24 protein-coding genes and 2 riboswitches are annotated in these 26,821 nt (G+C 70.5%); of the genes, 13 read left to right on the top strand and 11 right to left on the bottom strand.

All coding sequences use genetic code 11. The annotated features are described in order from the left end of the window. From glyA to OOZ19_RS06840, 3 genes are all read right to left on the bottom strand, one after another. On the bottom strand, nt 1–1,272 hold a 1,272-nt coding region (gene glyA / locus OOZ19_RS06850; protein WP_266089140.1), incomplete at its 3' end, for a serine hydroxymethyltransferase. Between the two features lie 87 nt (nt 1,273–1,359). Then, nucleotides 1,360–2,475: a glycine cleavage system aminomethyltransferase GcvT gene (gcvT, locus tag OOZ19_RS06845; protein WP_266089139.1), complete on the bottom strand. Its 1,116-nt coding sequence runs from the start codon at nt 2,473–2,475 to the stop codon at nt 1,360–1,362. Between the two features lie 118 nt (nt 2,476–2,593). Further along, nucleotides 2,594–2,690: riboswitch (glycine riboswitch) on the bottom strand. Beyond that, nucleotides 2,691–2,818: riboswitch (glycine riboswitch) on the bottom strand. 86 nt (nt 2,819–2,904) lie between these two features. Beyond that, on the bottom strand, nt 2,905–3,552 hold the full coding sequence (locus tag OOZ19_RS06840) for a TetR/AcrR family transcriptional regulator (protein ID WP_266089138.1): 648 nt from the start codon (nt 3,550–3,552) through the stop codon (nt 2,905–2,907). Between the two features lie 230 nt (nt 3,553–3,782). Between OOZ19_RS06840 and OOZ19_RS06835 the strand changes: the two genes are divergently transcribed. From OOZ19_RS06835 to OOZ19_RS06800, 8 genes are all read left to right on the top strand, one after another. Then, nucleotides 3,783–5,369, top strand: coding sequence for a long-chain-fatty-acid--CoA ligase (locus OOZ19_RS06835; protein WP_266089137.1), 1,587 nt, complete (start codon nt 3,783–3,785; stop codon nt 5,367–5,369). A 79-nt stretch (nt 5,370–5,448) separates the two neighbouring features. Continuing rightward, a complete protein-coding gene (locus OOZ19_RS06830) occupies nt 5,449–6,627 on the top strand; it encodes an acyl-CoA dehydrogenase family protein (RefSeq protein ID WP_266089136.1) in 1,179 nt (392 codons plus the stop codon). 79 nt (nt 6,628–6,706) lie between these two features. Further along, entirely contained in the window at nt 6,707–6,859 is a 153-nt protein-coding gene (locus OOZ19_RS06825) for a hypothetical protein (protein ID WP_266089135.1), read from the top strand. A gap of 228 nt (nt 6,860–7,087) precedes the next feature. Further along, complete coding sequence (locus OOZ19_RS06820; RefSeq protein WP_266089134.1) at nt 7,088–8,305, top strand: Tm-1-like ATP-binding domain-containing protein; 1,218 nt, start codon at nt 7,088–7,090, stop codon at nt 8,303–8,305. Next, nucleotides 8,302–9,132 (top strand): phosphoenolpyruvate hydrolase family protein, encoded by an 831-nt coding sequence (locus OOZ19_RS06815; RefSeq protein ID WP_266089133.1) that lies wholly within the window; start codon nt 8,302–8,304, stop codon nt 9,130–9,132. Before OOZ19_RS06820 ends, OOZ19_RS06815 begins: the two co-directional genes overlap by 4 nt. Nucleotides 9,133–9,177: 45 nt before the next feature. Beyond that, entirely contained in the window at nt 9,178–9,615 is a 438-nt protein-coding gene (locus tag OOZ19_RS06810) for an SRPBCC family protein (protein WP_266089132.1), read from the top strand. A gap of 238 nt (nt 9,616–9,853) precedes the next feature. Then, entirely contained in the window at nt 9,854–10,768 is a 915-nt protein-coding gene (locus OOZ19_RS06805) for an NAD-dependent epimerase/dehydratase family protein (RefSeq protein WP_266089131.1), read from the top strand. Next, on the top strand, nt 10,765–13,050 hold the full coding sequence (locus OOZ19_RS06800; protein ID WP_266089130.1) for a glycosyltransferase family 2 protein: 2,286 nt from the start codon (nt 10,765–10,767) through the stop codon (nt 13,048–13,050). The genes OOZ19_RS06805 and OOZ19_RS06800 overlap by 4 nt, the downstream gene beginning before the upstream one ends. On the opposite strand, the gene OOZ19_RS06795 is transcribed toward OOZ19_RS06800, so the two are convergent. Then, nucleotides 13,016–13,498, bottom strand: a complete 483-nt coding sequence (locus OOZ19_RS06795) for a GtrA family protein (protein ID WP_266089129.1) — start codon at nt 13,496–13,498, stop codon at nt 13,016–13,018. The two genes, OOZ19_RS06800 and OOZ19_RS06795, sit on opposite strands and share 35 nt — an antisense overlap. Nucleotides 13,499–13,820: 322 nt before the next feature. Between OOZ19_RS06795 and OOZ19_RS06790 the strand changes: the two genes are divergently transcribed. Further along, entirely contained in the window at nt 13,821–14,990 is a 1,170-nt protein-coding gene (locus tag OOZ19_RS06790; protein ID WP_266089128.1) for an NAD-dependent epimerase/dehydratase family protein, read from the top strand. 516 nt (nt 14,991–15,506) lie between these two features. Here the strand turns inward: OOZ19_RS06790 and OOZ19_RS06785 are convergent. Together OOZ19_RS06785 and OOZ19_RS30005 are read right to left on the bottom strand one after the other, a co-directional pair. Further along, nucleotides 15,507–16,400: a sulfite exporter TauE/SafE family protein gene (locus OOZ19_RS06785; RefSeq protein WP_266089127.1), complete on the bottom strand. Its 894-nt coding sequence runs from the start codon at nt 16,398–16,400 to the stop codon at nt 15,507–15,509. 208 nt (nt 16,401–16,608) lie between these two features. Next, nucleotides 16,609–16,701, bottom strand: a complete 93-nt coding sequence (locus tag OOZ19_RS30005; protein WP_323055105.1) for a putative leader peptide — start codon at nt 16,699–16,701, stop codon at nt 16,609–16,611. Nucleotides 16,702–17,335: 634 nt separating this feature from the next. On the opposite strand from OOZ19_RS30005, the gene OOZ19_RS06780 reads away from it, so the two are divergent. Continuing rightward, on the top strand, nt 17,336–18,232 hold the full coding sequence (locus OOZ19_RS06780) for a M23 family metallopeptidase (protein WP_266089126.1): 897 nt from the start codon (nt 17,336–17,338) through the stop codon (nt 18,230–18,232). Between the two features lie 162 nt (nt 18,233–18,394). On the opposite strand, the gene OOZ19_RS06775 is transcribed toward OOZ19_RS06780, so the two are convergent. From OOZ19_RS06775 to OOZ19_RS06760, 4 genes are all read right to left on the bottom strand, one after another. Then, nucleotides 18,395–19,216, bottom strand: a complete 822-nt coding sequence (locus OOZ19_RS06775) for an RNA polymerase sigma factor SigF (protein ID WP_266089125.1) — start codon at nt 19,214–19,216, stop codon at nt 18,395–18,397. After that, complete coding sequence (locus tag OOZ19_RS06770; RefSeq protein ID WP_266089124.1) at nt 19,213–19,677, bottom strand: ATP-binding protein; 465 nt, start codon at nt 19,675–19,677, stop codon at nt 19,213–19,215. The genes OOZ19_RS06775 and OOZ19_RS06770 overlap by 4 nt, the downstream gene beginning before the upstream one ends. A 269-nt stretch (nt 19,678–19,946) precedes the next feature. Further along, the gene (locus tag OOZ19_RS06765) at nt 19,947–20,576 is read right to left on the bottom strand and encodes a vitamin K epoxide reductase family protein (RefSeq protein WP_416309400.1); all 630 of its coding nucleotides are present in this window, start codon (nt 20,574–20,576) and stop codon (nt 19,947–19,949) included. Next, complete coding sequence (locus OOZ19_RS06760; RefSeq protein ID WP_266089123.1) at nt 20,573–21,346, bottom strand: DsbA family protein; 774 nt, start codon at nt 21,344–21,346, stop codon at nt 20,573–20,575. Before OOZ19_RS06760 ends, OOZ19_RS06765 begins: the two co-directional genes overlap by 4 nt. A gap of 143 nt (nt 21,347–21,489) precedes the next feature. Here OOZ19_RS06760 and ligD point away from each other — a divergent pair, with 143 nt between their 5' ends. Continuing rightward, entirely contained in the window at nt 21,490–22,485 is a 996-nt protein-coding gene (gene ligD / locus OOZ19_RS06755; protein WP_507028803.1) for a non-homologous end-joining DNA ligase, read from the top strand. A 501-nt stretch (nt 22,486–22,986) separates the two neighbouring features. On the opposite strand, the gene OOZ19_RS06750 is transcribed toward ligD, so the two are convergent. Next, a complete protein-coding gene (locus tag OOZ19_RS06750) occupies nt 22,987–23,679 on the bottom strand; it encodes a GntR family transcriptional regulator (protein WP_266089122.1) in 693 nt (230 codons plus the stop codon). A 139-nt stretch (nt 23,680–23,818) separates the two neighbouring features. Here OOZ19_RS06750 and OOZ19_RS06745 point away from each other — a divergent pair, with 139 nt between their 5' ends. Together OOZ19_RS06745 and lpdA are read left to right on the top strand one after the other, a co-directional pair. Beyond that, entirely contained in the window at nt 23,819–25,039 is a 1,221-nt protein-coding gene (locus OOZ19_RS06745; RefSeq protein WP_266089121.1) for a PucR family transcriptional regulator, read from the top strand. A 297-nt stretch (nt 25,040–25,336) separates the two neighbouring features. Then, nucleotides 25,337–26,809: a dihydrolipoyl dehydrogenase gene (lpdA, locus tag OOZ19_RS06740; RefSeq protein ID WP_266089120.1), complete on the top strand. Its 1,473-nt coding sequence runs from the start codon at nt 25,337–25,339 to the stop codon at nt 26,807–26,809. The last annotated feature ends 12 nt before the right edge of the window (nt 26,810–26,821 follow it).

Raw genomic sequence — 26,821 nt, 5'->3', positions numbered from 1 at the left:
CGGGTAGAGGGGGTGTTTTTTCGCGAGTGTTTCGACGCGGTTGCGGAGTTGGGTGGTGGTGTCGGGGGTGAGGGTGGGTTGGAGTGCTTGGGCGATGATGTCGGCGACTTCGGTGAATTCTTGGGGGCCGAAGCCGCGGGTGGCGAGTGCGGGGGTGCCGATGCGCAGGCCGGAGGTGACCATGGGGGGTCGGGGGTCGTTGGGTACGGCGTTGCGGTTGACGGTGATGCCGATCTGGTGGAGGCGGTCTTCGGCTTGTTTGCCGTCGAGTTCGGAGTTGCGCAGGTCGACGAGGACGAGGTGGACGTCGGTGCCGCCGGAGACGAGGGAGACCCCGGCGTTGCGGGTGTCGTCGGCGAGGAGGCGTTCGGCGAGGATGCGGGCGCCTTCGATGGTGCGGCGCTGGCGGTCGGCGAACTCGGGGGTCTGGGCGATTTTGAACAGGACGGCTTTGCCGGCGATGACGTGTTCGAGGGGGCCGCCTTGCTGGCCGGGGAACACCGCGGAGTTGAACTTCTTGGCGAATTCGTCGCTGCTGGAGAGGATGACGCCGCCGCGGGGGCCGCCGAGGGTTTTGTGGGTGGTGGTGGTGACCACGTGGGCGTGGGGCAGGGGAGAGGGGTGCAGTCCGGCGGCGACGAGGCCGGCGAAGTGGGCCATGTCGACCATGAGGTAGGCGCCGACTTCGTCGGCGATCTCGCGGAAGCGGGCGAAGTCGAGTTGGCGGGGGTAGGCCGACCAGCCCGCGACGATCAGCTGGGGGCGGTTCTCGCGGGCGAGGCGGGCGACTTCGTCCATGTCGACGCGGTGGTCGTGGTCGCGGACGTGGTAGGGCACCACGTTGTAGAGCTTGCCGGAGAAGTTGATGCGCATGCCGTGGGTCAGGTGCCCGCCGTGGGCGAGGTCGAGACCCATGATGGTGTCGCCGGGCTTGAGCAGTGCGTGCATGGCCGCGGCGTTGGCCTGGGCACCGGAGTGCGGCTGGACGTTGGCGAACGAGGCCCCGAAGAGCTCTTTGACGCGGTCGATCGCGAGTTGTTCGACGACGTCGACGTGCTCGCAGCCACCGTAGTAGCGCTTGCCCGGGTAGCCCTCGGCGTACTTGTTCGTCAACACCGAACCCTGCGCCTGCAACACGGCCTGCGGCGCGAAGTTCTCCGACGCGATCATCTCCAGCGTGTTCTGCTGACGGCCGAGTTCAGCGCCCACAGCACTGGCCACCTCCGGATCCACCGCCGAGAGCTGGTCGTTGAACAGGTCCGGTGTCGACATGAGCAATTGCCTCCTGTGTTCGATCTGGGCTGCGCCGGAAGTTCCGGGCGGTCCTTCGAGGTTCGTGGTGCCCGAGGGCGGCCGGTCTCAGGCGGACCGGCGGTAGAACGGCAGCTCGACGACTTCCACGTCGATCGACTTGCCGCGGATGTCCACCTGCAAGGCGGTGCCGGGGGCGCTGTGCGCGCGGTCCACGTACGCCATCGCGATCGGGTGGCCCAGCGTCGGCGACGGTGCGCCGCTGGTCACCTCGCCGATCTCGGTGCCGTCGGTGTCGAGCACCCGGTACCCGTGCCGCGGCGCGCGGCGGGCATCGGTGCGCAGGCCGACCAGCGTGCGTTCGGTCGGGGCCTCCGCGACCTTCGCCAACGCTTCCTTGCCGACGAAGTCGCCCGGCTTGTCGAGCTTCACGACCCGGCCCAGGTTCGCGTGGAACGGGGTCAGGGACGCGGAGAGCTCGTTGCCGTACAGCGGCATGCCCGCTTCCAGCCGCAGCGTGTCCCGGCATGACAGCCCGGCGGGGATGAGGCCGTGCGCGGCGCCGGACTCGGCCAGCGCCCGCCACACGGCGGGGGCGTCGGCGGGCGAGGTGAACAGTTCGAAGCCGTCCTCGCCGGTGTAGCCGGTGCGCGCCAGCAGCACGTCGGCGTCGGCGACCGTGCTGGGGTAGCCGGCGTAGTACTTGACGCCGGAGAGGTCGGTGCCGGTCAGCGGCGCCAAAATCTCCACGGCCTTCGGACCTTGCACGGCGATCAGCGCGTAGTCGTCGGAGACGTCCTCGTGCGTCGCGTCGAACCCGTCGACCCGGTCGGCGAGCTCGGCGGAGACCACGGCCGCGTTCGCGGCGTTGGCGACCACCAGGTACTCCTGCTCGCCGAGCCGGTAGACGATCAGGTCGTCGAGCACACCGCCGTCGGCGTTGCACAGCATGGTGTAGCGGGCGCGACCCTCGGTGATCGTCGACGCCTTCGCGACGAGCGCGTAGTCCAGCGCCTCGGCGGCCTGCGGGCCGCTGATCTTGATCTCGCCCATGTGCGAGAGGTCGAACAGGCCCGCGGCGGTGCGCACGGCCTGGTGCTCGGCGGTGTCGCCGGTGTAGCGCACCGGCATTCGCCAACCGGCGAATTCGGTGAAATGAGCGCCCGAGGACGCATGGATCTCCCCGAGCGGTGTCTCTCTCAGGGAGGGGGAAGACGACGTCATGGTGCGGAACTCCTCCTCGTGGGCACCGATCACGTCCGAGGGGACCGGTTGCGGCCACTTCCAGCAGAAACCATATCCGGGGTCCCTCGACGGCGACGGGCGCGGGCGTGCGCTGGCCGGTCTCCCCGGAGTCATTGGCCTGAGAGTTTCACCGCGCGCCGGCGGCTTGCACCTTGGGCGAGGGACGCGTGTCCCTGCTTTTCTCCGTGATCGCCTGGTGTCGTGCGGTGCGGGGCCTGAGAGTTTGTTGGGGAGGATTGCTCCTTCGGCGCTGCACCCAGGAATCGCATCCTGCACGGACCAGGGGCTCCTGGCGGGGCGCAGACTCTCCCGCACGACGTCGTCGGCGTGTTCGTCTCGTCTTCTGTTGTGTTCAGAAACGCTACGGAGATCACACATCGCAGTCAACCGAACGTGAGCGTGATCCCGTCACCCTCCGGAGTCGTCCGCATGGGCCTTGACCTGCTCGTACTGCACTCGCAGGCCGTCGACCAGGGCTCGCAGCGCGAGTTCGAAGCTGTCGTCGTCGATCTCCGCGGCGTGTTCGCGCAGCAGGTGCGCGTTGCGCAGGTGCGGGAACCGGGCGTCGTAGATCTCGGCGTCGTCGACGAACCCGCCGGCGAACGACCCCATGGCGGCGCCGACGACCAGGTACTTGGTGGAGGCGCCGATCATCGTGGCGTACCGGGGCGGCCAGCCCGCCCTGGTCAGGCCGCCGTGCACCGCGTCCGCGCGGCTCAGCGAGGTCTCGCGGCGGGCCGGGCCGGAGGCCATGAACGGCACCAGGTTCGGGTGGGCGGCCAGCGCCGCCCGGTACGAGCGGGCCCAGCGCAGCAGGCCGGTGATCCAGCCGGTGTCGAAGCCGGTGGTGTCCACGGTGGCCATCACGTCGTTGGCGACGTCGTGCAGCAGGGCTTCCTTGGTCGCGACGTGGTTGTACAGCGAGGCGGCGCGGACTCCGAGCGCTTCGGCGAGCTTGCGCATGGACAGCGCTTCGAGCCCGGACGTGTCGATGATCACCAACGCGTGCTCGCGGATGCGTTCCGGTGTGAGCTGGGGGCTCTTCGGTCTGCCCATGCCGCGCTCCTGCCTGCCATCCGGTCCTGCGCCGCGGCGTTCCGATGCCGCACCGTGTTGGGCCGATCGCCCTGCGGCGACTCCGCACAGTGTCCGGTGCGGTGGTCTTGCCGTGGTCCGCGGGGTGGTCCTAGAGTCCAAAACTAACGACGTTAGTCGTCGGGTGTCCATCGGCGGGCGCGGTGCGGGCCCCCGATCGGCATCGGGCGACGTCCTCACGGAGGTGGACGATGGTCAACGACGACGAGTCCTCGGCGCCGATCAAGCCGCAGACCACGCTGTCGCTGGTGTCGGTGCTCGCCGAACCCGCCAGGATCACGCCACGGGCGACCGCGGTCGTCGAAGGCACCGAGCGGGTCGACTACGGCGAACTGTGGGAGCAGGTCCGCGCGCACGCAGCGGCGCTGCGAGCCCGCGGCGTCGGACCGGGCGACCGGGTGGCGATCGTCGCCCCCAACGTCATCGACTTCGTGCGCGCCTACTACGCGGTGCTCACCGCGGGCGCCGTCGTGGTTCCGGTGCCGTTGCTGCTGGTTCCCGACGAGGCGGCGTACCTGCTGCGCAACTCCGGCGCGAAGCTCGTCATCGGCCACACGAGCCAGCTCGCGCTGGCCGCCGAGTCCGCGCGCCGGGCGGGCATCCCGCTGGTGTCGGTCGGTCCCGGCGGTCCGAGCCAGGACGCGCCGCCGTCGCTGTCGGCGGAGGCGGCGGACGCCGAACCGGTGCGCGCGTTCGAGACGCGGTCCCCGGAGGACCCGGCGGTCATCTTCTACACCAGCGGCACCACCGGCCGCCCCAAGGGCGCGGTGCTGACCCACCTCAACCTGGTCATGAACGCGACGGTGAACGCGTTCGACGCCAACGACACCCGGTCCGACGACCTGGTGCTGGGCTGCCTGCCGCTGTTCCACGTGTTCGGCCAGACGGTGTCGCTGAACACCACGTTCCGCGCGGGCGCCACGCTGGTGCTGCAGCCGAAGTTCGACCCGGCGGAGGCGTTGCGGCTCATCCGCGACCACCGGATCACGCAGCTCAACGGCGTGCCCACGATGTACATCCGGATGCTGGAGGCCGCGGGCGACGACGCCGAGGTGCCGAGCCTGCGGATGTGCGTCTCCGGTGGCGCCGCGTTGCCGGTCGCGGTGCTGGAGCGGTTCCAGCGCCGCTTCGGCGCCCCGATCCACGAGGGCTACGGCCTGTCGGAGACCTCGCCGACGGCGACGGTGAACCAGCCGGCGTTCGGCCCGCGCGCGGGCACCGTCGGGCACGCGTTGTGGGGCATCGACGTCGAGGTCGCCGAACCGTCCGTGGAGGACCGCATCGAGCTGCTGCCCGCGGGCGAGGTCGGCGAGATCGTGGTGCGCGGCCACAACGTGTTCGCGGGCTACCTGGACGACCCGGACGCGACCGCGGCGGCCGTCGTCGACGGCTGGTTCCGCACCGGCGACATGGGCACCAAGGACGCCGAGGGCTACGTGTCGATCGTCGACCGCAAGAAGGATCTGATCATCCGCAACGGCTACAACATCTACCCGCGCGAGGTGGAGGAGTTGCTGATCAGGCACCCCGCGGTGGCCCAGTGCGCCGTGATCGGCCTGCCCGATCCGGGGCGCGGCGAAGAGGTCTGCGCCGTCGTCGTGCCGGAACGCGGGGAGGAACCCGACGAGGCGTTGGCCAAGGCGATCACCGCCTGGGCCGCGGAGCAGACCGCGCACCACAAGTACCCGCGGCGCGTGGTGTTCGTCGACGAGCTGCCGCTGGGGCCCAGCCACAAGGTCCTCAAGCGCGAGCTGCGCTCCCGCATCGCCTCGACCTGATCGTCCGGGTGGGCGGGCGGTCTGCCCGCCCACCCGATCAGCCGGACTCCCGCGACCTCGCCGAAAGGAAACGCCACCGATGGTCGACTTCTCCCTCACCGAGACCGAACGCGACATTCGGGATTGGGTGCGCACGTTCGTGCAGCGCGAGCTGGTGCCGCTGGAGCAGGAGGTGCTGCGCCGGGAGCGCAACCACGAGCGCGGCCTGACCCGCGAGGAGCTCAAGGACCTCCGGCAGAAGGCCCGCGACGCCGGGTTCTGGGGCGTGCAGACGCCGGAGGAGTACGGCGGGATGGACCTCTCCGCGGTGCTCACGGCGCTCATCGAGATCGAGCTGGGCCGCACGTTCGTGCCGTTCAGCTTCGGCGGCTACGCCGACAACATCCTCTACCACGCCAACGAGGACCAGAAGCAGCGCTACCTGGTGCCCACCATCGAGGGCGAGCGCAAGTCCTGCTTCGCGATCACCGAGCCCGGTGCGGGTTCGGACGCGAAGAACCTGCGCACCACGGCCCGCAAGGAGGGCTCGGAGTGGGTGATCGACGGGGAGAAGACGTTCATCACCGGCGGCATCGACGCCGACTTCACGATGGTCTTCGCCGTCACCGACAAGGAGAAGGGCGCCGACGGAGGCGTCACCTGCTTCCTCGCCGACCGCGACGCGGGCTGGCGCTCGGAGCCGATCGAGATCATGGGCGAGTGGGACCGCCAGCCCGCCTCCCTGGTCTTCGACGGCGTGCGGGTGCCGGAGGAGAACGTGCTCGGCGAGGTCGGCGGCGGCTTCAAGCTGGCCATGCAGTGGATCGGCCGCGGTCGCTACCTGCTGCCCGCCCGCGCCCTCGGCGGGTGCGAGCGCATGATGGAGATGTCGATGGACTACGCCCGCAACCGGCAGACGTTCGGTGCGCCCATCGCGGATCGCCAGGCCATCCAGTGGATGATCGCGGACTCCGCGGTGGAGATCGAGGCGCTGCGCTGGCTGGTGCTGCAGGCGGCGTGGCAGGCCGACCAGGGCGCCGACTCCCGGCACGCCCAGTCCATCGCGAAGCTCTACGGCGGCACCCGCGCCAACGAGATCGTCGACCGGATGCTGCAGATCCACGGCGGCATGGGCTACACCCGCGAGCTGCCCATCGAGCGCTGGTACCGGGACATCCGGCTGCTGCGGATCTTCGAGGGCACCGACGAGATCCAGCGCCGCACCATCGCCCGCAACCTGCTCAAGGGCCACGCTTCGGTCAGCGGCGTGCTCGGGTGAGCGTAGGCCCTCGATTTGGTGTCCGAATTGCCGGTAGCCTGGTTGGAGGCGTGACCGACCGGCCCGATTGGGAGCTGCTATGTCGTTGTTCAAGAAGGTGACCGACTTCGCCAAGAGCCCGCAGGGCAAGAAGGCGATCGACCAGGCGAAGCGATACGCGAGCGACCCGAAGAACAAGGCCAAGATCGATCAGGTGAAGAACCGCTTCATGGGCGGCGGCAAGAGCAAGTGACCCGCCCGCACGATGGCCCCCGGCGCGAAGCCGGGGGCCATCGTCATGAGTGCGAGTGGTTCCGCGCCGCCGAGGTGCGCCGCATTCTCGCGGAGGACGCCGAACTGCTCGGGCGGCTCGTCGATCGACCGGCCGGATCTCCGACACCCCGGTGATCAACGTGCTGTCTCCAGGCCTGATCGGCAGTAGGGTTCCGGCGGGCTGATTCCTAGTTGCGGGGATGGTGTGATGGGCCGGGCTTACGTCGTGGGCACGTTCGACACCAAGGCGGCTGAGCTGCGCTACGTCGCTGGGCTGGTCGCCGACGCGGGCGTGGAGGTGGCCACCGTCGACGTGAGCACCTCCGGCGCGGAGTCCGCCGACGCCCCCGACGTGCCCGCCGCCGAGGTCGCGGCGGCGCACCCGCGAGGTGCCGGGGCGGTGTTCACCGGTGATCGCGGGTCGGCGGTGACGGCGATGGCGCTGGCGTTCGAGCGCTGGCTGGCCGCGCGGCCCGGTGTCGGCGGGGTGCTGGGGCTCGGCGGTTCCGGCGGCACGGCGCTGATCACTCCCGCGCTGCGGGCGTTGCCGGTGGGCGTGCCGAAGCTGATGGTCTCCACCGTGGCCTCCGGCGACATCTCGTCCTACGTGGATGCCTCCGATGTCGCGATGTTCCCGGCGGTGACCGACGTCGCCGGGCTCAACCGGATCTCCCGCCAGGTGCTCGGCAACGCCGCGCACGCGCTCGCGGGGGCCGTGCGCAACACGGTCCCGGCGGTCGAGCAGCGGCCCGCGGTGGCGCTGACGATGTTCGGGGTGACCACGCCGTGCGTCACCAAGACCGCGGACCGGCTGGCCGCCGAGCACGACCCGCTGGTGTTCCACGCGACCGGCACCGGTGGCCGGGCGATGGAGAAGCTCGTCGCCGACGGCCTCATCGAGGCCGTCCTGGACATCACCACCACCGAGGTGTGCGACCTGATCGCCGGGGGAGTGATGAGCGCCGGTGACACGCGGCTCGACGCCATCGCGCGCTGCGGCGTGCCCTACGTGGGGTCCTGCGGTGCCCTCGACATGGTCAACTTCGGCTCGCCGGACACCGTGCCGGAGCGCTACCGGGGACGGCTGTTCTACGAGCACAACCCGCAGGTCACGCTGATGCGCACCACCCCGGACGAATGCCGGGAGATCGCCCGGTTCCTGGCCGCGAAGCTCAACGCCTGCACCGGCCCGGTGCGGTTCCTGCTGCCGGAGGGCGGCGTCTCGCTGCTCGACGCACCCGGGCAGCCCTTCCACGATCCGGCCGCCGACCAGGTCCTGTTCGAGACCCTCGAAGCCGAGGTGCACCAGACCGAGCAGCGGCAGGTGCGGCGGATCCCGCACGGCATCAACGACGACGGTTTCGTGGCGGCGCTGTTCGCGGCGTTGCGCGAAGTGCGCCCCGAGGTGGAAGGAGAACGGACATGACGCGGTTCGACCGGGAGACCCTGGTGCGCCGGTTCCGGGGCATGGCCGATCGGGGCGATCCGATCATCGGCGGCGGTGCGGGCACCGGCCTGTCGGCGAAGTGCGAGGAATCCGGCGGCATCGACCTGATCGTGCTGTACAACTCGGGCCGCTACCGGATGGCGGGCCGCGGTTCGCTGGCCGGGCTGCTGGCCTACGGCAACGCCAACGAGATCGTCGTGGAGATGGCGAGCGAGGTGCTGCCCGTGGTGCGCCGCACACCGGTGCTTGCGGGCGTCAACGGCACCGACCCGTTCCTGCTCACCGGGCCGTTCCTGGCGCGGCTGCGGGAACTGGGCTTCGCCGGGATCCAGAACTTCCCGACCGTCGGGCTCATCGACGGCGCCTTCCGGGCCAACCTGGAGGAGACCGGCATGAGCTACCGGCAGGAGGTCGAACTCATCGCCGCCGCGCGGGAAGCGGACCTGTTCACCACGCCCTACGTCTTCTCCGCCGCCGACGCCCGCGCCATGACCAGCGCCGGAGCCGACATCGTCGTGTGCCACCTCGGGCTCACCACCGGCGGCTCGATCGGCGCGGAGACCTCGAAGGACCTCGACGACTGCGTGGCCCTGATCGACGAGTGGTCCGCGGCGGCGGCCGAGGTGCGCGAGGACGTGCTGGTCCTCTGCCACGGCGGCCCCATCGCCACCCCGGAGGACGCGGCCTACGTGCTGGGCCGCACCAAGCGCTGCCACGGCTTCTACGGCGCCAGCAGCATGGAACGCCTCCCGGTGGAGCAGGCGCTGACCGAGCGGACCAGGGAGTTCAAGAACCTCAAGCGGTGAGCCGCACCGCCCGGTGCGGTGGAACACGACGGTGAGGAGCACGTGATGGCACGGTCCTATGCGAGCGCGGTGGTTCCGGCGACGGCCGACCAGGTGTGGGAGCTGGTGCGGGACTTCAACGGGCTGCCGCGGTGGCACCCGGCGATCAGGACCAGCGAAGTCGAGGGCGGCGCGTCCCCGGCGGAGGTCGGCGCGGTGCGGCGGCTGACCCTGGCCGACGGCGGTGTCGTGCGGGAGCGGCTGGTGGTGCTCGACGACGCCGCCCGCGCCTACACCTACGACATCACCGAGGGCCCGTTCCCGGTGCGCTCGTACCGCAGCACGATCCGCGTCCTGCCGATCACGGCGACCGGGCAGGCGTTCGTCGAGTGGTACAGCGACTACGACGCCGACGCGGGCGACGAACCGAACCTGGACGAGGTGTTCGCGACCGGGGTGTTCGGCACCGGTCTGAAGGCGCTGGGCGACCACTACGCCGGCTGAGCGCGTCCGCCGGGCGGGCGCGACGGCCGCCCGGCCTCGTGCCCTCCGCGGCCCGTGGCGCGGTGGGCGGCGGGTGGTGCGCAAGCTGCCATTCGGTGGACGACCGGTGTGGGTTAGGCGACAGCGCTAGGCGGCGGCCCGTTAGAGTTCAGCCGTGCCAAGCAGTGAGACTTCCCCCGAACGAGCGACGGCAACCGAGTCGTCCGAAACTCTGCGTAGCAGCGGCCTACCGGGTGGCGTGGTCGTCACCGGCGGCTCCGGGTTCGTCGGCCGCGCCGTCGTCCGAGCGCTGACCGAACGCGGCACCCCGGTCACCATCGTCGACGTGCAGGAGCCGCCGGAGTCGCTGCGCGGTGAGCTCGTCACCCACGTCGCCGGCGACCTCAGCGACCCGGCCGTGCGCGACGCCGCCGTCACCACCGGCACCGCGGCCGTCGTGCACCTGGCCGCCATCACCTCGGTGCTGCGGTCGGTGGACAAGCCCGCCGAGACCTACCGCGCCAACGTCGAGGTCACCCAGGAACTGCTGGAACTCGCGCGGCAGCGGGGCGTCGGCCGCTTCGTGCTCGCCTCCACCAACGCCGTCGTCGGCGACATCGGCCACGGCACCATCTCCGAAGACCTGCCGCTGCGCCCGCTCACGCCGTACGGCGCGACGAAGGCCGCCTGCGAGATGCTGCTGTCCGGCTACGCGGGTTCCTACGGCATCGCCACCACCGCGCTGCGGTTCACCAACATCTACGGGCCCGGCATGGGGCACAAGGACAGCTTCATCCCGCGGCTGATGCGCGCGGCGCTGGCCGGCGACGGCGTCGAGGTCTACGGCGACGGCGCGCAGAGCCGCGACTTCGTGCACGTCGACGACGTGGTCGCGGGCATCCTCGCGGCCTGCGACAAGCAGTGCACCGGCACCGCGATCATCGGCTCCGGGCGGTCCATCTCCGTGCTGGAGCTCATCGACGCGGTCCGGTCCGCCACCGGTGCGCCGCTGCCGGTGACGCACGTGCCCGCCAAGAACGGCGAGATGCCCGCGGTGATCGTCGACGTCGCCAAGGCCGGCCGCGAACTCGGCTACACGCCGTCGGTGGAGCTCACCGACGGCCTGCGGACCGTGTGGGAGGACTTCCGCGCGGTCACCGCCGGGGCGCCGTGATCGCCGCGCCGGCGCGGCACCTCCGCGCGCACTGGTTGCTCGCGCTGCTGTTGCTCGGCGGCGTCGTGCTGCGCGTGCTCGCGCAGCTCGCGTACCGGCCGGCGCTGCTCTACATCGACTCGTTCCGCTACCTCGACGACCTCGGGGTGTTCTTCCCCGGCGGCATCAACCCCATCGGCTACGAGATCCTGCTGCTGGGCCCGTTGCTGCTGGTGGGGAACCTGGCGTTCGTGGCGGCCGTGCAGCACCTGCTCGGGCTCGCGCTCGGCGTGGCCATCTACGTGCTGCTGCTGCGCTTCGGTGCGCGCCGCTGGATCGCGGCGCTGGCCGCCGCGCCGGTGCTGCTGGACGCCTACCAGGTGCAGATCGAGCACAACATCATGTCGGACCTGCTGTTCCAGGTCCTGCTGCTGGCCGCGATCTTCGTGCTGACCTGGCGCGGCACGCCCGGCCCGCGCACGGCGGCGTTCGCCGGGCTGCTGCTCGCGGTCTCGGTGCTGGTGCGCATCGTCGGCTTGACGCTGGTGGTGCCCGCGGTGGTGTTCGTGCTGCTGGCGGCCGGACTGCGCCCGCGCGACGGGTGGAAGCCCCGGCTGCGCGCCGCCGGAGCCCTCGCCGGGGCGTTCGCCGGGCTCCTGTTCTGCTACGCGATGTACCACCTGGTGTGGACCGGGACTCCCGCGCTGGGCGGCTCCACCGGCAGCGTCGTCTACGGCCGGACCGCCGTCGTCGCGGAATGCGACCGGCTCGGGCTCACGCCCGAGGAACAGCTGGTGTGCCCGAAGGAGCCGGTCGAGGCGCGGGAGAAGCAGGGCATCGACTTCTACATCCACTTCTGGCACGTCTCGGCCAACACCGACAAGCTGCCGGACGACTTCGACCTCAACGCCGCGCAGAGCGGCATGGCGGCCAAGGTCCTCGCCCAGCAGCCGCTCGACGTCGTGGGCGGGTTCGTCGCGGACTTCCTGAAGGGGTTCGCGCCCACCCGCACGCAGACGCCGGGCGACGTGCCGCTGGACCGCTGGCAGTTCAAGACCGAGTACCCGATGTACGCCGACCCCTGGTACGTCGCCGAATGGGCCGAGCTGCACGGCGACGGCACCCTGCGCGCCGACCCCGAGATCGGCGGGTTCCTGCGGGCCTACCAGCTCGGCGGCGGCTACACGCCGGGCACCGCGCTCGGCGGCATGCTCGTCCTGTCCGGCTTGGCCGTGCTCGGCTTGGGCCGGGCGCGGCGCAGCGGGCTGCGCGCCGTGACGCTGCTGCCCGCCGGGCTGGCCACCACGGTGCTGACCACCGCGGCGGCGATGGAATTCTCCTGGCGCTACCAGCTGCCCGCTCTCGTGCTGCTGCCGCTGGCCGGTGGGCTGGCCCTGACCGCGATCATCGGGCCGCGCCGGACCCGCTTACCCGACCGACCGAACACCCCGAAGGAGACCACCATGTCCACGACCTATCCCGACGAGGTCGACCGGGCGGCGCTCGACGGCTACTCCGAGCGCTACGGCGATCGCGGGTTCGCCTCGGTGGTCGTACTCATCGCGGCCTACAACGAGCAGGACGCCCTGGGCGCGGTGCTCGACGGCATTCCCGCGCAGAGCTGCGGGCTGGACGTGGACGCGCTCGTCGTCGTGGACGGCGCCACCGACGACACCGCGGAGGTCGCGCTGCGCCACGGCGCGCAGACCTGCGTCGCGCCGGTCAACCGCGGTCAGGGCGCGGCGCTGCGTCTCGGCTACCGGCTCGCCGCCGAGCGCGGCGCCCGCTACCTCGTCACCACCGACGCGGACGGCCAGTACGACATCGCCGAGCTGCCCCGGCTGCTGCAGCCGTTGATCGACGACGAGGCCGACTTCGTCACCGGTTCCCGGACCCTCGGCCGCACCGAGAGCACCGACCTGGTGCGCCGGGCCGGGACCCACGTGTTCGCGTGGCTGGTCAGCGCCCTGACCAGGCAGAAGATCACCGACACCTCGTTCGGCTTCCGCGCGATGAAGATCGAGGTGCCGAACTCGGTGCGGCTGGAGCAGAAGCAGTACCAGTCCTCCGAGCTGCTCGTCGGCCTGCTCGCCCGCGGCTACCGGGTCCTGGAGCAGCCGATGACGATGCTGGCGCGCACCGCGGGCCAGAGCAAGAAGGGCAACAACGTCCTCTACGGCTACCGCTACGCCAAGGTCGTCTTAGGCACCTGGCTGCGGGAACGGCGTTCCGCGCCGCAGCCGCAGCACCGGCCCGCGGCCGAACGGATCAACGAGCCCGCGGTGGCCGTTCCCGAGCGGTGAAGATGAACCGGTCGATGATGAAGAACTTCACCACGAACATCACCAGGTAGGTCGCCAGGAAGGCACCCCACACGATCGCCACCTGCGGGAGGCGGTCGTGTGGGAACGCGCCCAGTGCCAGCCGCTCGGCACCGCTGGTCGCCAGCGCCGCCAGCAGCGCGGTGCCCACCGACAGCGCCGCGTAGCGCACGATCTCCCCGCGCAGCGCCGACCTGCCGCCGCCACCCCAAGTCCGGCGGTTGAGCACGAAGTTGGGGACGGCTCCCGCCAGCCACGCCAGCACGGTCGAGACCACCGGCAGCGCCCCCAGGGCGTAGGAGCCGACGAACACGAGCTGGCTGATCCCGGTCGCGACCACGGAGGCGGCGGCGAACCTGCTGATGAGCCGCCAGTAGCCGCCGCGGCGGCCGGTCGGCAGCGCGGTCGCGGTCTCGGTGGCCTGCTGCACTGATCGGTCCTTTCGCGCTGCGCCGAGCCCGGAACGGGCCACGTCGCGGTAGCACGATACCGGGGAGCCGCCGCGTGCCTTTCCTCTCGGCCCCCGCTTGCTTTCGGCTCTTCGCTCCCGCGCCGAACAATGAGAGCATTCCGGATGTTGGCGGGAGCGAGGTGGCGCCGGGGGCCGTCGGCGTCCGCTCCACTTCGGCCTGGCAGCGCTTTTCCTACCGTGCCGACTGGCTCCGGAGCACCTCGGTGCCCGGAGGATCCGCCACCGCGGCGCCCTTCCTGGCCGCCGGTGGCACCGCAATGATCTAGAGGGAGAAGAAGGCGTGCGAATCCTCGTCCTCGGGGGCGACGGCTACCTTGGCTGGCCGACCGCTCTGCACCTGTCCGACCGTGGCCACGAGGTGGCGGTGGCCGACAACTTCGCCCGGCGCGGCTACGACCACGAGATGGGCGTGCAGAGCCTGGTGCCGATCGAGCCGATGCAGACCCGCGTCGACGCGTGGCACGAAGTGTCGGGCAAGAGCATCAAGTCCTACTACGGCGACCTCGTCGACGCGGACTTCACCTACGAGATGGTGCGGGACTTCCGCCCGGACACCATCGTGCACTTCGCCGAACAGCGCGCGGCGCCGTACTCGATGATCGACCGCAAGCACGCGGTGTACACCCAGCAGAACAACGTGGTCGGCAACCTCAACGTGCTGTTCGCGATCCAGGAGATCGACCCGTCGATCCACCTGGTGAAGCTGGGCACCATGGGCGAGTACGGCACGCCGAACATCGACATCGAGGAAGGCTGGCTGGAGGTCTCGCACAAGGGGCGGACCGACCGGATGCTGTTCCCGAAGAAGCCGGGCTCCTTCTACCACCTGAGCAAGGTGCACGACAGCCACAACATCGAGTTCGCCTGCCGCATCTGGGGCTTGCGCGCCACCGACCTCAACCAGGGCGTCGTGTACGGGCAGGAGACGGCGCAGACCGCTCTGGACCCGCGGCTGGCCACCCGCTTCGACTACGACGCGATCTTCGGCACGGTGCTGAACCGCTTCGTCATCCAGGCGGTGCTGGGTCACCCGCTGACGGTGTACGGCAGCGGCGGGCAGACTCGCGGGCTCATCGACATCCGGGACACCGTGGAGTGCATCCGGCTGGCGGCGGAGAACCCGGCGGATGCCGGCGAGTTCCGGGTGTTCAACCAGATGACCGAGAGCTTCTCCGTGGAGGAGATCGCGAAGGTCGTGGCCAACGGCTTCGACGGCACCGTCGACGTCGAGTACCTGGACAACCCGCGCGTCGAGCAGAGCGAGCACCACTACAACGTGGTGCACACCGGGCTGGTCGAGCTGGGCCTGGAACCGCACCTGCTGTCGAACACGCTCATCGATTCGCTGTTCGGCGTCGCGAAGGCGCACGTGGACCGGGTCGACCTGGGCGCGATGCGCCCGACGGTGCAGTGGCGTTCCGCGGCCAGCCCGATGCGCGCGGACGGCTGAGCGGGGCGACCGTCACGGTGACGGATGTGCGGGCGGGCGGCATCCGTCACCGCTGGGCACGGGAGGGCGGACCGGATCGATGTCCGGCCGTGCTCGAACTGTGCGCTCAGAGGCCTGGAATATTCCATGATTGACGTGCACACTGAGTGCCACGCGTCGCTGGACTCCGCACGGACGGTGCGGGTCGGCTGCCGATGGGGATCCGGTGGCGTTCGCCCGGTTTCCCGGGCGGAGAACGAAGTGGCCAGTCGGTGGCCGCAGGTACGGGGAGCGGCGTCCCGGGCGCGAGAACGAAGTTCGCACCCGGGGCGCCTACCGCGTGTCGGGGGGCTTCCACACGGCCTATCGAACCGTAGCCCTTTCGTATGACTAGCGCGATACGGCACGTGGGTAATGCCTGACGCTCCGTGTGTTAGCTGTAGTCACGCAACAACCGGTCGAGCTCGGCCGCACCGACCACAACGCCCGTCCGCGACAGCGTCGCGGACGGGCGTTCGTCGTCTCGGCGGCGGCGGATCAGCTGCGCACCGGCTCGCCCGCGTCCTCCGGGAGCTCCTCGCGGCGGTCGCGCACGATCTGCCGGACGGTGTAGGCCAGCGCGGCGACCCAGGCGAGCACGATGACGGTGTAGAACACGCCTGGAGCGGGCAGGTCGAACGCCTTGATCAGGGTCCGGGTGTTGGTGAGCACGATGAGCCCGCCCGCGCCGACGCCGATCAGCCGCATCGGCACGATCCGCACCAGGTACGCCGCCAGCGGCGCCGCGATCACGCCGCCGATCAGCAGCGCGGCCACCGTCGCCCAGGACAGCGGCTCGTCGGCCAACGAGATGATGAAGCCGAGGCTGGCCGCCACCGCGATCAGGAACTCGCTGGTGTCCACCGAGCCCACGACCTTGCGCGGCTCCACCTTGCCGGTGCTCAGCAGCGTCGGGGTCGCCACGGGACCCCAGCCGCCGCCACCGGTCGCGTCGACGAAGCCCGCGACGAGGCCCAGCGGGGCGAGCAGCTTCGAGCTGACCCCGGTCAGCTGCCTGCGGCGCAGCGGGCGCAGCGCGAAGCGCAGCAGCACGTACAGGCCCAGCGTCAGCAGGATCGCCGACATCCACGGTTCGGCGGCCTCGGTGGAGAGGTTGCTCAGCGCGGTCGCGCCGAGGAAGGCGCCGACGGCACCGGGCACACCCAGGATGAGCACCACGCGCCAGTCGACGTTGCCGAACTTCCAGTGCGAGACGCCGGAGGCGACGGAGGTGCCGATCTCGGCCAGGTGCACCGAAGCGGAGGCCACGGCGGGCGTGAGCCCCGCGGTGAGCAGGATGGTCGTGGAAGTCACCCCGTAGGCCATGCCGAGGGAACCATCGACGAGCTGGGCGATGAAACCGCCGAGCGCGAAGATCAGGAAGGTCTGCACGATCTCTCCGTGGGGTGGCGTTCGAGGGCGCCCCGGTCGTGCGCGGTGCGTGCCGGGGCGGTTCGGGTGATCGGTTCGGGCGGTGCGGCCCCGATCGGCGGACGTGCCGCGGCGCCTGCGCTAGGAGTGGCGGCGCGCGCTCGCCCGCGGGGGCGGCCACCGGCCGCAGCCGGGTCGCGTGGTGGGCGGGAGGGCCGGGGCGGGACGGTCAGCGGGAAGGTCGACACCCGGCGGAGCTGACGCGGAGCAGGTCGACGTGCAGGCGCTGCACGAGCAGGCCCCACTGGTCACCACGCGTCATGTCCGTCAGTGAATCAGATCAACTCTTCGGGTGGCACGCGCATCTCAGAGTGCGGGAGATCGGCCGCAGGCGGTTACTCACGAGTCACTTGAGGCCGTCCGGGGGGTGATGGAGCCGAGTGGTCGAGTTTGTGCTCAAGACCACTTTCAGGCCGATGAGGTCTTGGTCGCCGACCCACGCGATGCGCGCCCGGATCTGATCGATCGTGCAGGTCAGCGCCGATCGTGCGGTCGGGCGCGGCGGTGTAGCGGTCCGATCGGCGCCGTGTCCGGCCGGTCGCTGCGCGTGGTCGCGAGCTCCGTGCCCAGGGGGAATCACTGATCGCGCGGAGCCGATCGCATCGGGTCGCCGATCTTCCGGCCATCCGTCCGGAGTTCGTCGAAGATCGCCTCCGGCAGATCACGACCGTTACCGAAAGGTCATCTTATTTAGTGACTGAACGTGTGCACATGGCGGCTGAACGACAGGCAAAGCTGCACCTAAAGGGTGAGCTCTTGATGGTCCGGATGACCCTTAGCTACCTTTTTCGCTGAGAACGTCACGGTTCAGTCACGAACAGGACTCGCCCCCGAAGAGTTCGCCCGCATCCCCCGGCGGGAGTGACCGAGCCACCCCCGAAGACGGAAAGGCGACCATGGCCAAGCACCGCGAGGAGAGCGGCCACACCCCGAAGACCGCTCTCCGGGAGTCCTTGTTGAACTCCTTCCGCCCTCGTTCCGAGAGCAAGACCTCCCGGGTGTCCACCCGGAACAAGATCGCCGCGGCCGTCGTCGCGGCGGGCGCGTTCGCCGCCGTCGGCCAGCCGCTGGCCGCCAACGCGGACAAGAGCCCCCAGAGCCAGGCCGTCCGCCCGGTGGCCGACCAGCACGTGGCCGCGCAGCAGCAGCTCGCCGCCTCGGTCAACGGTGCCCACGGGGCGCCCGCCTCGGTGCAGCTGCTCGACGCCCGGCCGGCGCAGGGCGCGCACCAGGAAGCCCAGAAGGTGGCCAAGGGCGAAGAGATCGCCCAGCAGAAGGCCCAGGCCGCCGCGGACCAGAAGGCCGCGAAGGAAGCCGCGGACAAGGAAGCCGCCGAGAAGCAGGCGGCGGAGAAGAAGGCCGCCGAGGCCAAGCCGGCCGCGTCGGCCCAGCCCGCGAAGGCGAGCAACGGCTACGTCAAGCCCGCCGAAGGCACCTTCACCTCCGGGTTCGGTTCCCGCTGGGGCAGCACCCACAAGGGCATCGACATCGCCAACAGCATCGGCACCCCGATCGTCAGCGTCAGCGGTGGCGAGGTCATCAGCGCCGGACCGGCCAGCGGCTTCGGCCAGTGGGTCCGGGTGCAGCACAACGACGGCACGATCACCGTCTACGGCCACGTCAACACCATCGACGTGAGCGTGGGCGACAAGGTCAGCGCCGGCGAGAAGATCGCCACCATCGGCAACAAGGGCCAGTCCACCGGCCCGCACCTGCACTTCGAGGTCATCGAGGGCGGCAGCAAGATCAACCCGCTGCCCTGGCTGAAGGAGCACGGCATCTCCGTGAAGTGATGCCACGACACCCGGTGAGCCGGGCGACGGCGAACCGCCGCCCGCTCTGCCGGGTGTTCCGGCGTTTCGGCGCCCCAAGACCGGCCGCCCGAGGTTCGGAGTCACCCCCGACCGAGCCTCGGGCGGTCTTCCACGTCCAGGCCCCGCCGCGGCGGGTGCCGGTCAGTCCGTGGTGGCGGTCTCGGCGGGCGGTTCCGCGTTCTCCAGGCGTTCCCGCAGCCAGGACAGGGTCCGGGACAGCAGCCGGGAGACGTGCATCTGGGAGATGCCGATCTGCTCGGCGATCTGGGTTTGCGTCATGGACCGGAAGAACCGCATCACCAGGATCCGCCGTTCCCGCTCGTCGAGTTCGGCCAGCAGCGGGCGGATCGTCTCCCGGTTCTCCACTTCGAGCAGTTCGGCGTCGTCGGAACCGATCGCCGCGCCCAGCGGGATCTCGTCGGTGGCGGTGAGCAGTTCGTCCAACGAGGCGCTGCGGTAGGCGTTGCCCGCTTCCAGGCCGCGGAAGACGTCGTCCCGGCTGATGTCGAGGTGTTCGGCCAGCTCGCTGGGAGTGGGCGCGCGGCCGAGTTCTTGCGAGAGCCGGGCGATGGCCGAGGACACCGCCAAGTGCAGTTCCTGGAGCCTGCGGGGCATCCGCACCGCCCAGCCCGTGTCCCGGAAGTGCCTGCGCACCTCGCCCATGATCGTGGGCACGGCGTAGGACAGGAAGTCCACCCCGCGGTCCGGGTCGAACCGGTCCACCGCGTTGATCAGCCCGAGGGTGGCGACCTGGGTGAGATCCTCCTGCGCTTCGCCGCGGTGGCTGAACCGCCGCGCGATGTGCTCCGCCACCGGCAGGTGCGCGGTGACCAGCCGGTCCCGGAGCCGCGCATGGCGGGGATCTTGTTCATCCACACCCGCGAGTTCGGCGAACAGGGGCGCCAGTTCGTCGTAGCGTTGATGTCGCGAGTGCGCAGCGTGATCGGAATCCGCCTGCTTCACTCGTGTGCCCGTCCCTTGGTCAAGTCGATGCGGACCACATGGCCACTGCCGGTGTCCGCGTCCGATTCCACCGAGGTTGACACATCGTCGGTCAGCGCGCTCAGCACGCGCCAGCTGAACGTGTCCTGCCTGGCCTCCTGCGGATGGTCGCTGATGACCGAGGCGGAGACGCCCAGGCTCTGCTCGTCGCCCTGGAACCGACAGGTCAGGGTCTGGCCGCTCGCGGCGAGCCGGATCAGCGAGGAGCACGCCTCGTCCACCGCCAGTCGCAGGTCGGCGATCGAGTCCACGTCGAAATCGGCCCGCATCGCGAGATCTCCGGTCACGGCCCGCAGGACCGACAACTGGGACGCCTCCGCGGCGACCCGGACCTCCACGACGGACGCCCCCGAGGCGGAGTCCGCGCTCGGACGGGGAGCGGGAGCGGTCTGCTCACCGCGTGCGGGCTGGGGTGCTGACACTGGTACACCTCGCTTTGCGCTGGGGAACCTCGTACCGGGCCCGGAACCCGGCCGTCCTGGCCGGACTCCGGGTTCCGATCGCGCACCGGGTTCTGACCGCATCACGCGCCACCTCGATCGGGTCCGGTCCGCGGTGCCGCGTGCGGCGTCCGCGTCGCGAACGTCGTCGGCCGGGGAGCCGGGGGAATGCGAATACCATTACTCACAGTCACCTGGTACCCGGCGTGGTGGCCGGACAAACGGGTGTTCCAGCCCGGTGTGCGACTTCTCTAGATCAGACTTGTCCAGTAGCTCCAGAACGCCTGCAGCACGAGCACCACGATCACCAAGTACCACACCACCAGCCCGAGGCTGTGGAAGCGGCTCAGCGCGGTGCCCGCGGTGACGCCGCCGCCGAAGTGCCCGGAGCTCAGGGTGTGCAGGGTCGTGTACCAGAAGATCGGGATCGTCACGGCCCACACGACCATGCAGTACGGGCACAGCGCGCCGATCTCGTACAGGCTCTGCGCGATCAGCCAGTGCACGAACACCACGCCGAGCGTCGTGCCGAGCTGCAGGCCGAGCCAGAACCAGCGCGGGGCGGCGAACCCGGCCAGCAGCGCGGCGCCGACGGCCATCACCACGGGGAACGCGGCGACGCCGATCAGCGGGTTCGGGAAGCCGAACAGCGCGGCCTGCGTGCTGTCCATGACCGAACCGCACGACACGATCGGGTTAAAGCTGCACGACGGGACGTAGCCCGGGTCGCCCAGCTTGTTGATCTTCTCGATGAGCAGCGCGGCGGCGGCGACGAGGCCGATCGCGCCGCCGATCAGGTACAGCCAGCCCAGCCCGCGAGCCGGCGCGCCCGAGCTCGCGGGCGCGGGCTCGGCCGCGCGGGCCTGCTGGGTGGCGGTCACTTCGCCAGCTCCTGGTTCAGCTTCTCCCGCAGCTGCGCGGCCACGTCGCCGTAGTTCTTGGCGTTCTGGCTGGGCTCCCACTTCTGCCCGTTGATGAAGAACGTGGGCGTGCCCTCGACCCCGGCCTTCTGCGCATCCGCCTGGTCGGCCTTGATCCGCTCGGCTACCGCGGGCGAACCCATGTCCGCGTGGAACTTGTCCACATCCAGCCCGCTCTGCTGCGCGTACTGGGTGAACAGCTTGTCAGCGCGAGCCTTGTCGTCGCTGACGCTCTGCCCGTCAGGACTGATGGCCCAGGCGCGGTAGTTCTCGTAGAGGGCGTGGTACATCTCCTTGTACTTGCCCTGGGCGGCACCCGCTTCGGCGGCCTGAGCGGCGGTTTCGGCCAGCGGGTGCGCCTTGGCGATCGGGAAGTTGCGGTTCACGAAGGTGATCCGGCCCGCGAACTCCTTCTCGATCGTCTGAGTGACGCCGGTGTAGTAGTTCCAGCACGTGGGGCACTGGAAGTCGAGGAACTCCGCGACGGTGACCTTGCCGTCGGGCGCTTCGAGCAGCTTGTTGCTGTCCGGGTGCGCGACGATGCCGCTGACGTCGGCACCGGGGGCCGGGGCGGGACCGCCGCCACCGGCCTGGTCGTCGCCCTTCTGGGAGGCGGTGAACAGCAGGATCCCGCCGACGATCAAGATCGCGCCCACGACCACCACGATGCTCAAGATCATGTTGGTGGAGGGGCCGCTCTTCTTCAGCAGCGGGTTCGTAGTCTTCGGCATCGCTCGGTGCACCTTCAGCGGTCGGCTCGGGCGGGCGTACCCGCACCTGCGGCAGATCAACTCCAGTTTCCCGCACCATCACGAAAGTGTGAGAGAGCGGGTGGTCAGGGGGTCGCCCTGCCCACTACGGGTATACCGCATGCGTGACCGAAGCTGATCCGCTCGACCTGCTCGACTCCGATCTTCGCCCGCTGCTGCGCGGCTGGTCGGGGGAGTGGCTGGCGCCGGAACTGGCCACCCGCACCGACGCCCGCTTCTCCGACCCGGACTGGGTGTTCGAGCGCAAGCTCGACGGGGTGCGGGTGGTCGCGGGGCGCGACGGGGGAGCTCCGGTGCTGTGGTCGCGCAACCACAACCGGGTCGACTCCGCCTATCCCGAGGTCGTCGAGGCGCTGGCCGGGCAGGCGGACCGGTTCCTGCTGGACGGCGAGGTGGTGGCCTTCGACGGCGACCGCACCAGCTTCGCCAGGCTGCAACGCCGGATGCACCTGACCGATCCGCGCGCCGCCCGCCGCACCGGAGTGGCGGTGCACTACTGCGTGTTCGACCTGATGGCGTTCGGCGGCGTCGACCTGACCCGGTTGCCGCTGCGGGCCCGCAAGCGGCTGCTGGCGGAGTGCTTCGAGTTCACCGGCCCGCTGCGCCTGAGCGAGCACCGCAGCGGGGACGGCGCGGACTTCTTCCAGCAGGCTTGCGCTCGCGGCTGGGAGGGGCTGATCGCGAAGCGCGCGGACCGCCCCTACCGCAGCGGTCGCAGCCGGGACTGGCTGAAGTTCCCGTGCCTGTCCGGGCAGGAGTTCGTCATCGGCGGCAGGACCGAGCCGAAGGGGTCCCGGTCCGTTTTCGGGGCGTTGCTCGTCGGCTACTTCGACGGCGGCGCGCTGCGGTACGCGGGCAAGGTCGGCACGGGCTACGACGAGGCGACGTTGCGGGACCTCGGCGGCAGGCTCGACGAGTTGTCCCGGCGGGAGTCGCCGTTCGCGGACCGGATTCCGGAGCGGGAGGTGCGGTGGGCCGAGCCGGAGCTCGTCGCGGAGGTCGGCTTCACCGAGTGGACCCGGGACGGCAGGTTGCGGCACCCGAGATTCCTGGGCCTGCGCAACGACAAACCGGCCACCGACGTGGTGCGCGAGGATTGAGCGGCCCGCGCCCACCGCGCTCCGGCTAGCGCAGGACGCTGACCATGGCGCCGTTGGGCGCTCCGGTGGGTTGCTGCACTGGGGACTGCGGTGAGGACCATGCGGCGAGTACGACGGTCATCAGGACCATCATCACCGTTCCGACAACCGACACGACAGTGCGGCTGCTGATCTGCATGGTTCGTGCCCCGCATTCCTGGGAGAAGGTAAAGCTGCTGCTGGTGGTGGTGGCGTCGAGCTCGGGAGACGTGGTTTCCGGTGTGCCCGCGGGCCGCCGAACGCCCTTCGGAGACCCGTGAATCGGCCGGGGCCGATCCGAGGATCGAAGGGGGTGACGTCGCCGCGAACTCGAGTGCCACCGAGCATGTCGCCGCAGGTAGAGAATACGTTACGTACCCGAAATATTCCCTGGTGGCGTCCGTCTCGCCCACGTGAGGGAATGGTCGCCGACTCCGGCTGCGAAGCGCTATCGAACAGGCCGGAGTTCACTGGAACGTGCGATCACTGCTCCCAGAACCCCTGCTGGTCCAGCTGCCTGATCAGGACCTGCCCGTTGTGCGTGAGGTGCTCGTGCATCGCGCGCCGAGCCGCCTCCGGGTCGCGGTTGTGCAGGGCGCGCAGGATCGCGCGGTGCTCCGGACCGGTCGACTCGGTGAAGTCCGCCGCGGCGGCCAGCTGCCGCCGCGGCACGTACCGCGAGGCGAGCTGCACGAACCACGCCAGCTTCGCCGAATCGGCGATGTCGTAGATGACGTGGTGGAAGCGGAGGTCGAGCTCCGCGGCGTCGCCGATGCCGAACCGGCCGGCGTGCTCCAGCTCCGCCTGCACCTCCTCCAGCCCGGCCAGCTGCGCGACGCTGATCAGCTCGGCGGTGCGCGCGGCCAGCTCGCCGGCCAGCATCGCCTGCACTTGGCTGGTGTCCTCCATGTCCTGGCGGTTCAGCGGCAGGACGGTGAAACCGCGACGGGGCTCCAGTTCGACGAACCCCTCGCCGCGCAGCGCCAGCAGGGCTTCGCGGACCGGGGTGACGCTGACGCCGATCTCCTCGGACAGGCGCTCCAGGTGCAGGTGTTCGCCTTTGCGCAGCCGTCCGGTCACTATCCGGTCGCGGATGCGGGCGGCCACCTCGTCGGAGAGCTGGGCGCGGGGTCGTCGTTGGGGCAGTCCTGCTCCGGGCATCGCTCTCTCGATCATCGCCTGATTTCGATCGTCCCTGGTCGATCGTGGTGGGGTGCGCCGCCGGTCACGGCGAAGGGTGATGCTGCGAACTTGATACCAGGCGTGCGGCGCGACACGATCGCTGATCGTTCCTCCACGGGTATCGTCGCAGGACGTGGCCGCCGATCCTGCTCGTCCGGTGCCCGATCCCGGGCACGCGATCACGCATTCGCTGGCGGCGGCTCGGCTGGGTGATGCCGAGGCGCTGGCCGGGCGGTTGATGGCGGCGATCTTCACCGACAACCCGGAGTGGACCGATTACCGCCCGGTGCCCCGCGAGGACCTCTACGAGGGCTGCCGCCGCTACCTGCAGCGGGTGCTGGAGATCCTCAGCGGTGCCGCGGGCGACCCGGACGGCGATGACGTGGCCGCGGCGATCGGCCGCCGCCGCGCGGAGCAGGGCGTGCCGCTGGAGGTCATGCTGCGCACCTTCCGCCTCGGCGGGCGCATCGTGTGGGAGGCCATCGTCGAGCAGGCGCACGCGGATCGCGCCGACCCGGACGTGGTGCTGGGGGCGGCGACGTCGATGTGGACGGTGATCGACGGGCTGTCCTCGACGCTGTCCACCTCGTACCGCAACACCGAGCTGGAGCGGTTGCGCCGCGACGATCAGCGCAGGCACGCGCTGGTCGAAGACCTGCTCAGCGGCCGGGCGCGGGACACCGCCTTCGCGCAGCGGACGGCGAAGGAGCTGGACCTGCCCGCCGCCGGTCGCTACCTGGTCGTGGTGGCGGAGATGCGGTCCGACGGCAGCTTCGCGCTCAGCGGCCAGCACGACGCGTTGGGCGGGGTGCACATCCGATCGGTGTGGCAAGTGCGCGCCGACACACTCGTGGGCCTGGTCGCGCTGGAGCAGCGCAAGGCGGCGGGTGCGCTGGAGGTGCTGCGCCCGTTGGCCCGCGGCCGGGTGGCGGCGTCGCCGGTGGTGCGCGGCCTGGCCGAGGTCGGATTGGCGCACCAGCTCGCGGTGACGGCGATGGGCACCGCCTCCTACGGTTCCGCGCAGCTGGTGTCGCTGGACCAGCGCTATCCGGAGGCGCTGCTGGTGCAGTCCCCTGACCTGGCGCAACGCCTGCTGGATTCGCAGCTGGGGCCGTTGCTGGACTTGCCGGTCAAGGAGCGGGACATGCTGCTGGACACGCTCACCGCGTGGCTGGAGGAGAACTGCTCCACGGCGAACGCCGCGGTGCGGCTGCACTGCCACCGCAACACCGTGCTGAACCGGCTGCACCGGATCGGCACGTTGATCGGGCAGCCGCTGCACGGGCGGGCGGCGTACGTGTCGCTGTCGCTGGCGCTGTCGGCCCTACACCTGCGCGACGGACTGCGCGACTGAGTCCGGCGGCGAAAATTTCCCGTTTTTCTCCTCTCCGCGAGGTGGTCGTGTTTTCCCCAGTCCGCCGGCGGTAAGGTCTCACGGAAAGTGAGATGTGATCACTGAGGGTGCCGATCGAGGCTGGGATTGTGCGCTGTGCACAGCGACCGTCCGCGAAGTCTGGGCGGTCGCGCATAGCGCGGAAGTGGCCGCGCTCACGACACTCTGAGTGAGAATCACCCGATATTCACCCGGCTGCGAACCCGCCCGTTGGCGCGGTCTCGTGAGGGCTGGTGCGGCTCGAAGGAGCACATCGAAGTGCAGGAATACGACCTCCTCGTAGTGGGCGGCGGCCCCGGCGGATACGTCGCGGCGATCCGGGCCGCGCAGCGCGGTTTGAACGTGGCCGTGGTCGAGAAGGAACGACCCGGCGGCGTGTGCCTGAACTGGGGCTGCATCCCGACGAAGGCGATGCTGCGCTCGGCCGAGGTCTACGAGACGGTGCTGCACGCCGCCGACTTCGGAGTGCGCGCCGAGAACGTCGGCCTGGACTACGACGCGATCACCCGTCGCAAGGACAGCGTGGTCAAGGGCCTCACCGACGGGGTGGCGGGCCTGCTCAAGGCCAACGGCGTCACCGTCGTCAACGGCCACGCCCGCTTCACCGGCCCGACCACGGTCGACGTGTTCGCCGTCGGCGAGTCCGCGCTCGGCGCGAACGGCCCGCGCTACGCCGCCGACCCGGCCGGTGCGGAGCCCGTCGACCGGATCAGCGCCCGCGACGTGATCATCGCGACTGGCTCGGTCCCCGTGCAGCTGCCGCTGCCCGGCGCGGAACTGCCCGGCGTGATCACCTCCGATGGCGCCTTCGGCCTCACCGAGGTCCCCGGAAAGCTCGCCGTCATCGGCGGCAGCGCTGTCGGCGCGGAGTGGGCCAGCTTGTTCTCCTCGCTGGGCAGCGAGGTCACCATCATCGAGATGCAGCCGACGCTGGTGCCCGCCGAGGACGCCGAGATCGGCAAGGCGCTCGGCCGCTCCTTCGGCAAGCGGGGCGTGCAGGTGCTCACCGGCGCCACCGTCTCGAAGATCGAGAGCTCCGGTCGCGGCAAGAACGCCGCGCTGAAGGTCGCGGTCGACGGCGCGAAGGTCTCCGAGGTCGACGCGGACGTGGTGCTGGTCGGCGTGGGCCGCAAGCCCAACACCGCCGCGCTGGACCTCTCCGCCGCCGGAGTCGAGGTCGATGGCCGCGGCTTCGTGCAGGTCGACGACCAGCTGCGCACCAACGTCGAGCACGTCTACGCGATCGGCGACGTCACCGGCAAGGCGCTGCTCGCGCACGTCGCCTCGCACCAGGGCGTCGTGGCCGCCGAGACCATCGCGGGCCACCACGCGGCGATCGACTACGACGTCATCCCGGCGGCGACGTTCACCCACCCGGAGATCGCCAGCGTCGGGCTCACCGAGAAGCAGGCCACCGACGCCGGCCACGAGGTCGTCGCCGCGAAGTTCCCGTTCGCCGCGCTGGGCCGCGCCCAGACCTTCGGCGACACCGAGGGCTTCATGAAGATCGTGGCGGGCAAGCAGTACGGCGAGGTGCTCGGCGTGCACGTGTTCGGCCCGTCCGCCAGCGACCTGATCACCGAGGGCGCGTTGGCGATCACCTTGGAGGCGACGCTCGACGAGCTCGCCGAGACGATCCACGCGCACCCGACGCTCGGTGAGATCGGCATGGAGGCGGCGATGTCCGCGCTCGGCCTGCCGGTGCACACCGCGCCGCCGAAGAAGCGTTGATCCACCCGTTCC

The sequence above is a fragment of the Saccharopolyspora sp. NFXS83 genome, from assembly GCF_026241095.1.
Lineage (GTDB): Bacteria > Actinomycetota > Actinomycetes > Mycobacteriales > Pseudonocardiaceae > Saccharopolyspora_C.
The sequence above is the reverse complement of the archived record's forward strand: the minus strand, read 5'-3'. Positions and strand labels throughout refer to the sequence as shown.

Coding starts and splice junctions, on each gene's coding strand:
- OOZ19_RS06815 (WP_266089133.1), top strand. CDS start 8,302: ATGACGCGGTTCGACCGGGAGACCCTGGTGCGCCGGTTCCGGGGCATG.
- OOZ19_RS06780 (WP_266089126.1), top strand. CDS start 17,336: ATGGCCAAGCACCGCGAGGAGAGCGGCCACACCCCGAAGACCGCTCTC.
- OOZ19_RS06825 (WP_266089135.1), top strand. CDS start 6,707: ATGTCGTTGTTCAAGAAGGTGACCGACTTCGCCAAGAGCCCGCAGGGC.
- OOZ19_RS06820 (WP_266089134.1), top strand. CDS start 7,088: ATGGGCCGGGCTTACGTCGTGGGCACGTTCGACACCAAGGCGGCTGAG.
- OOZ19_RS06810 (WP_266089132.1), top strand. CDS start 9,178: ATGGCACGGTCCTATGCGAGCGCGGTGGTTCCGGCGACGGCCGACCAG.
- OOZ19_RS06835 (WP_266089137.1), top strand. CDS start 3,783: ATGGTCAACGACGACGAGTCCTCGGCGCCGATCAAGCCGCAGACCACG.
- OOZ19_RS06840 (WP_266089138.1), bottom strand. CDS start 3,552: ATGGGCAGACCGAAGAGCCCCCAGCTCACACCGGAACGCATCCGCGAG.
- OOZ19_RS30005 (WP_323055105.1), bottom strand. CDS start 16,701: ATGACGCGTGGTGACCAGTGGGGCCTGCTCGTGCAGCGCCTGCACGTC.
- OOZ19_RS06830 (WP_266089136.1), top strand. CDS start 5,449: ATGGTCGACTTCTCCCTCACCGAGACCGAACGCGACATTCGGGATTGG.
- OOZ19_RS06750 (WP_266089122.1), bottom strand. CDS start 23,679: ATGATCGAGAGAGCGATGCCCGGAGCAGGACTGCCCCAACGACGACCC.
- OOZ19_RS06760 (WP_266089123.1), bottom strand. CDS start 21,346: ATGCCGAAGACTACGAACCCGCTGCTGAAGAAGAGCGGCCCCTCCACC.
- gcvT (WP_266089139.1), bottom strand. CDS start 2,475: ATGACGTCGTCTTCCCCCTCCCTGAGAGAGACACCGCTCGGGGAGATC.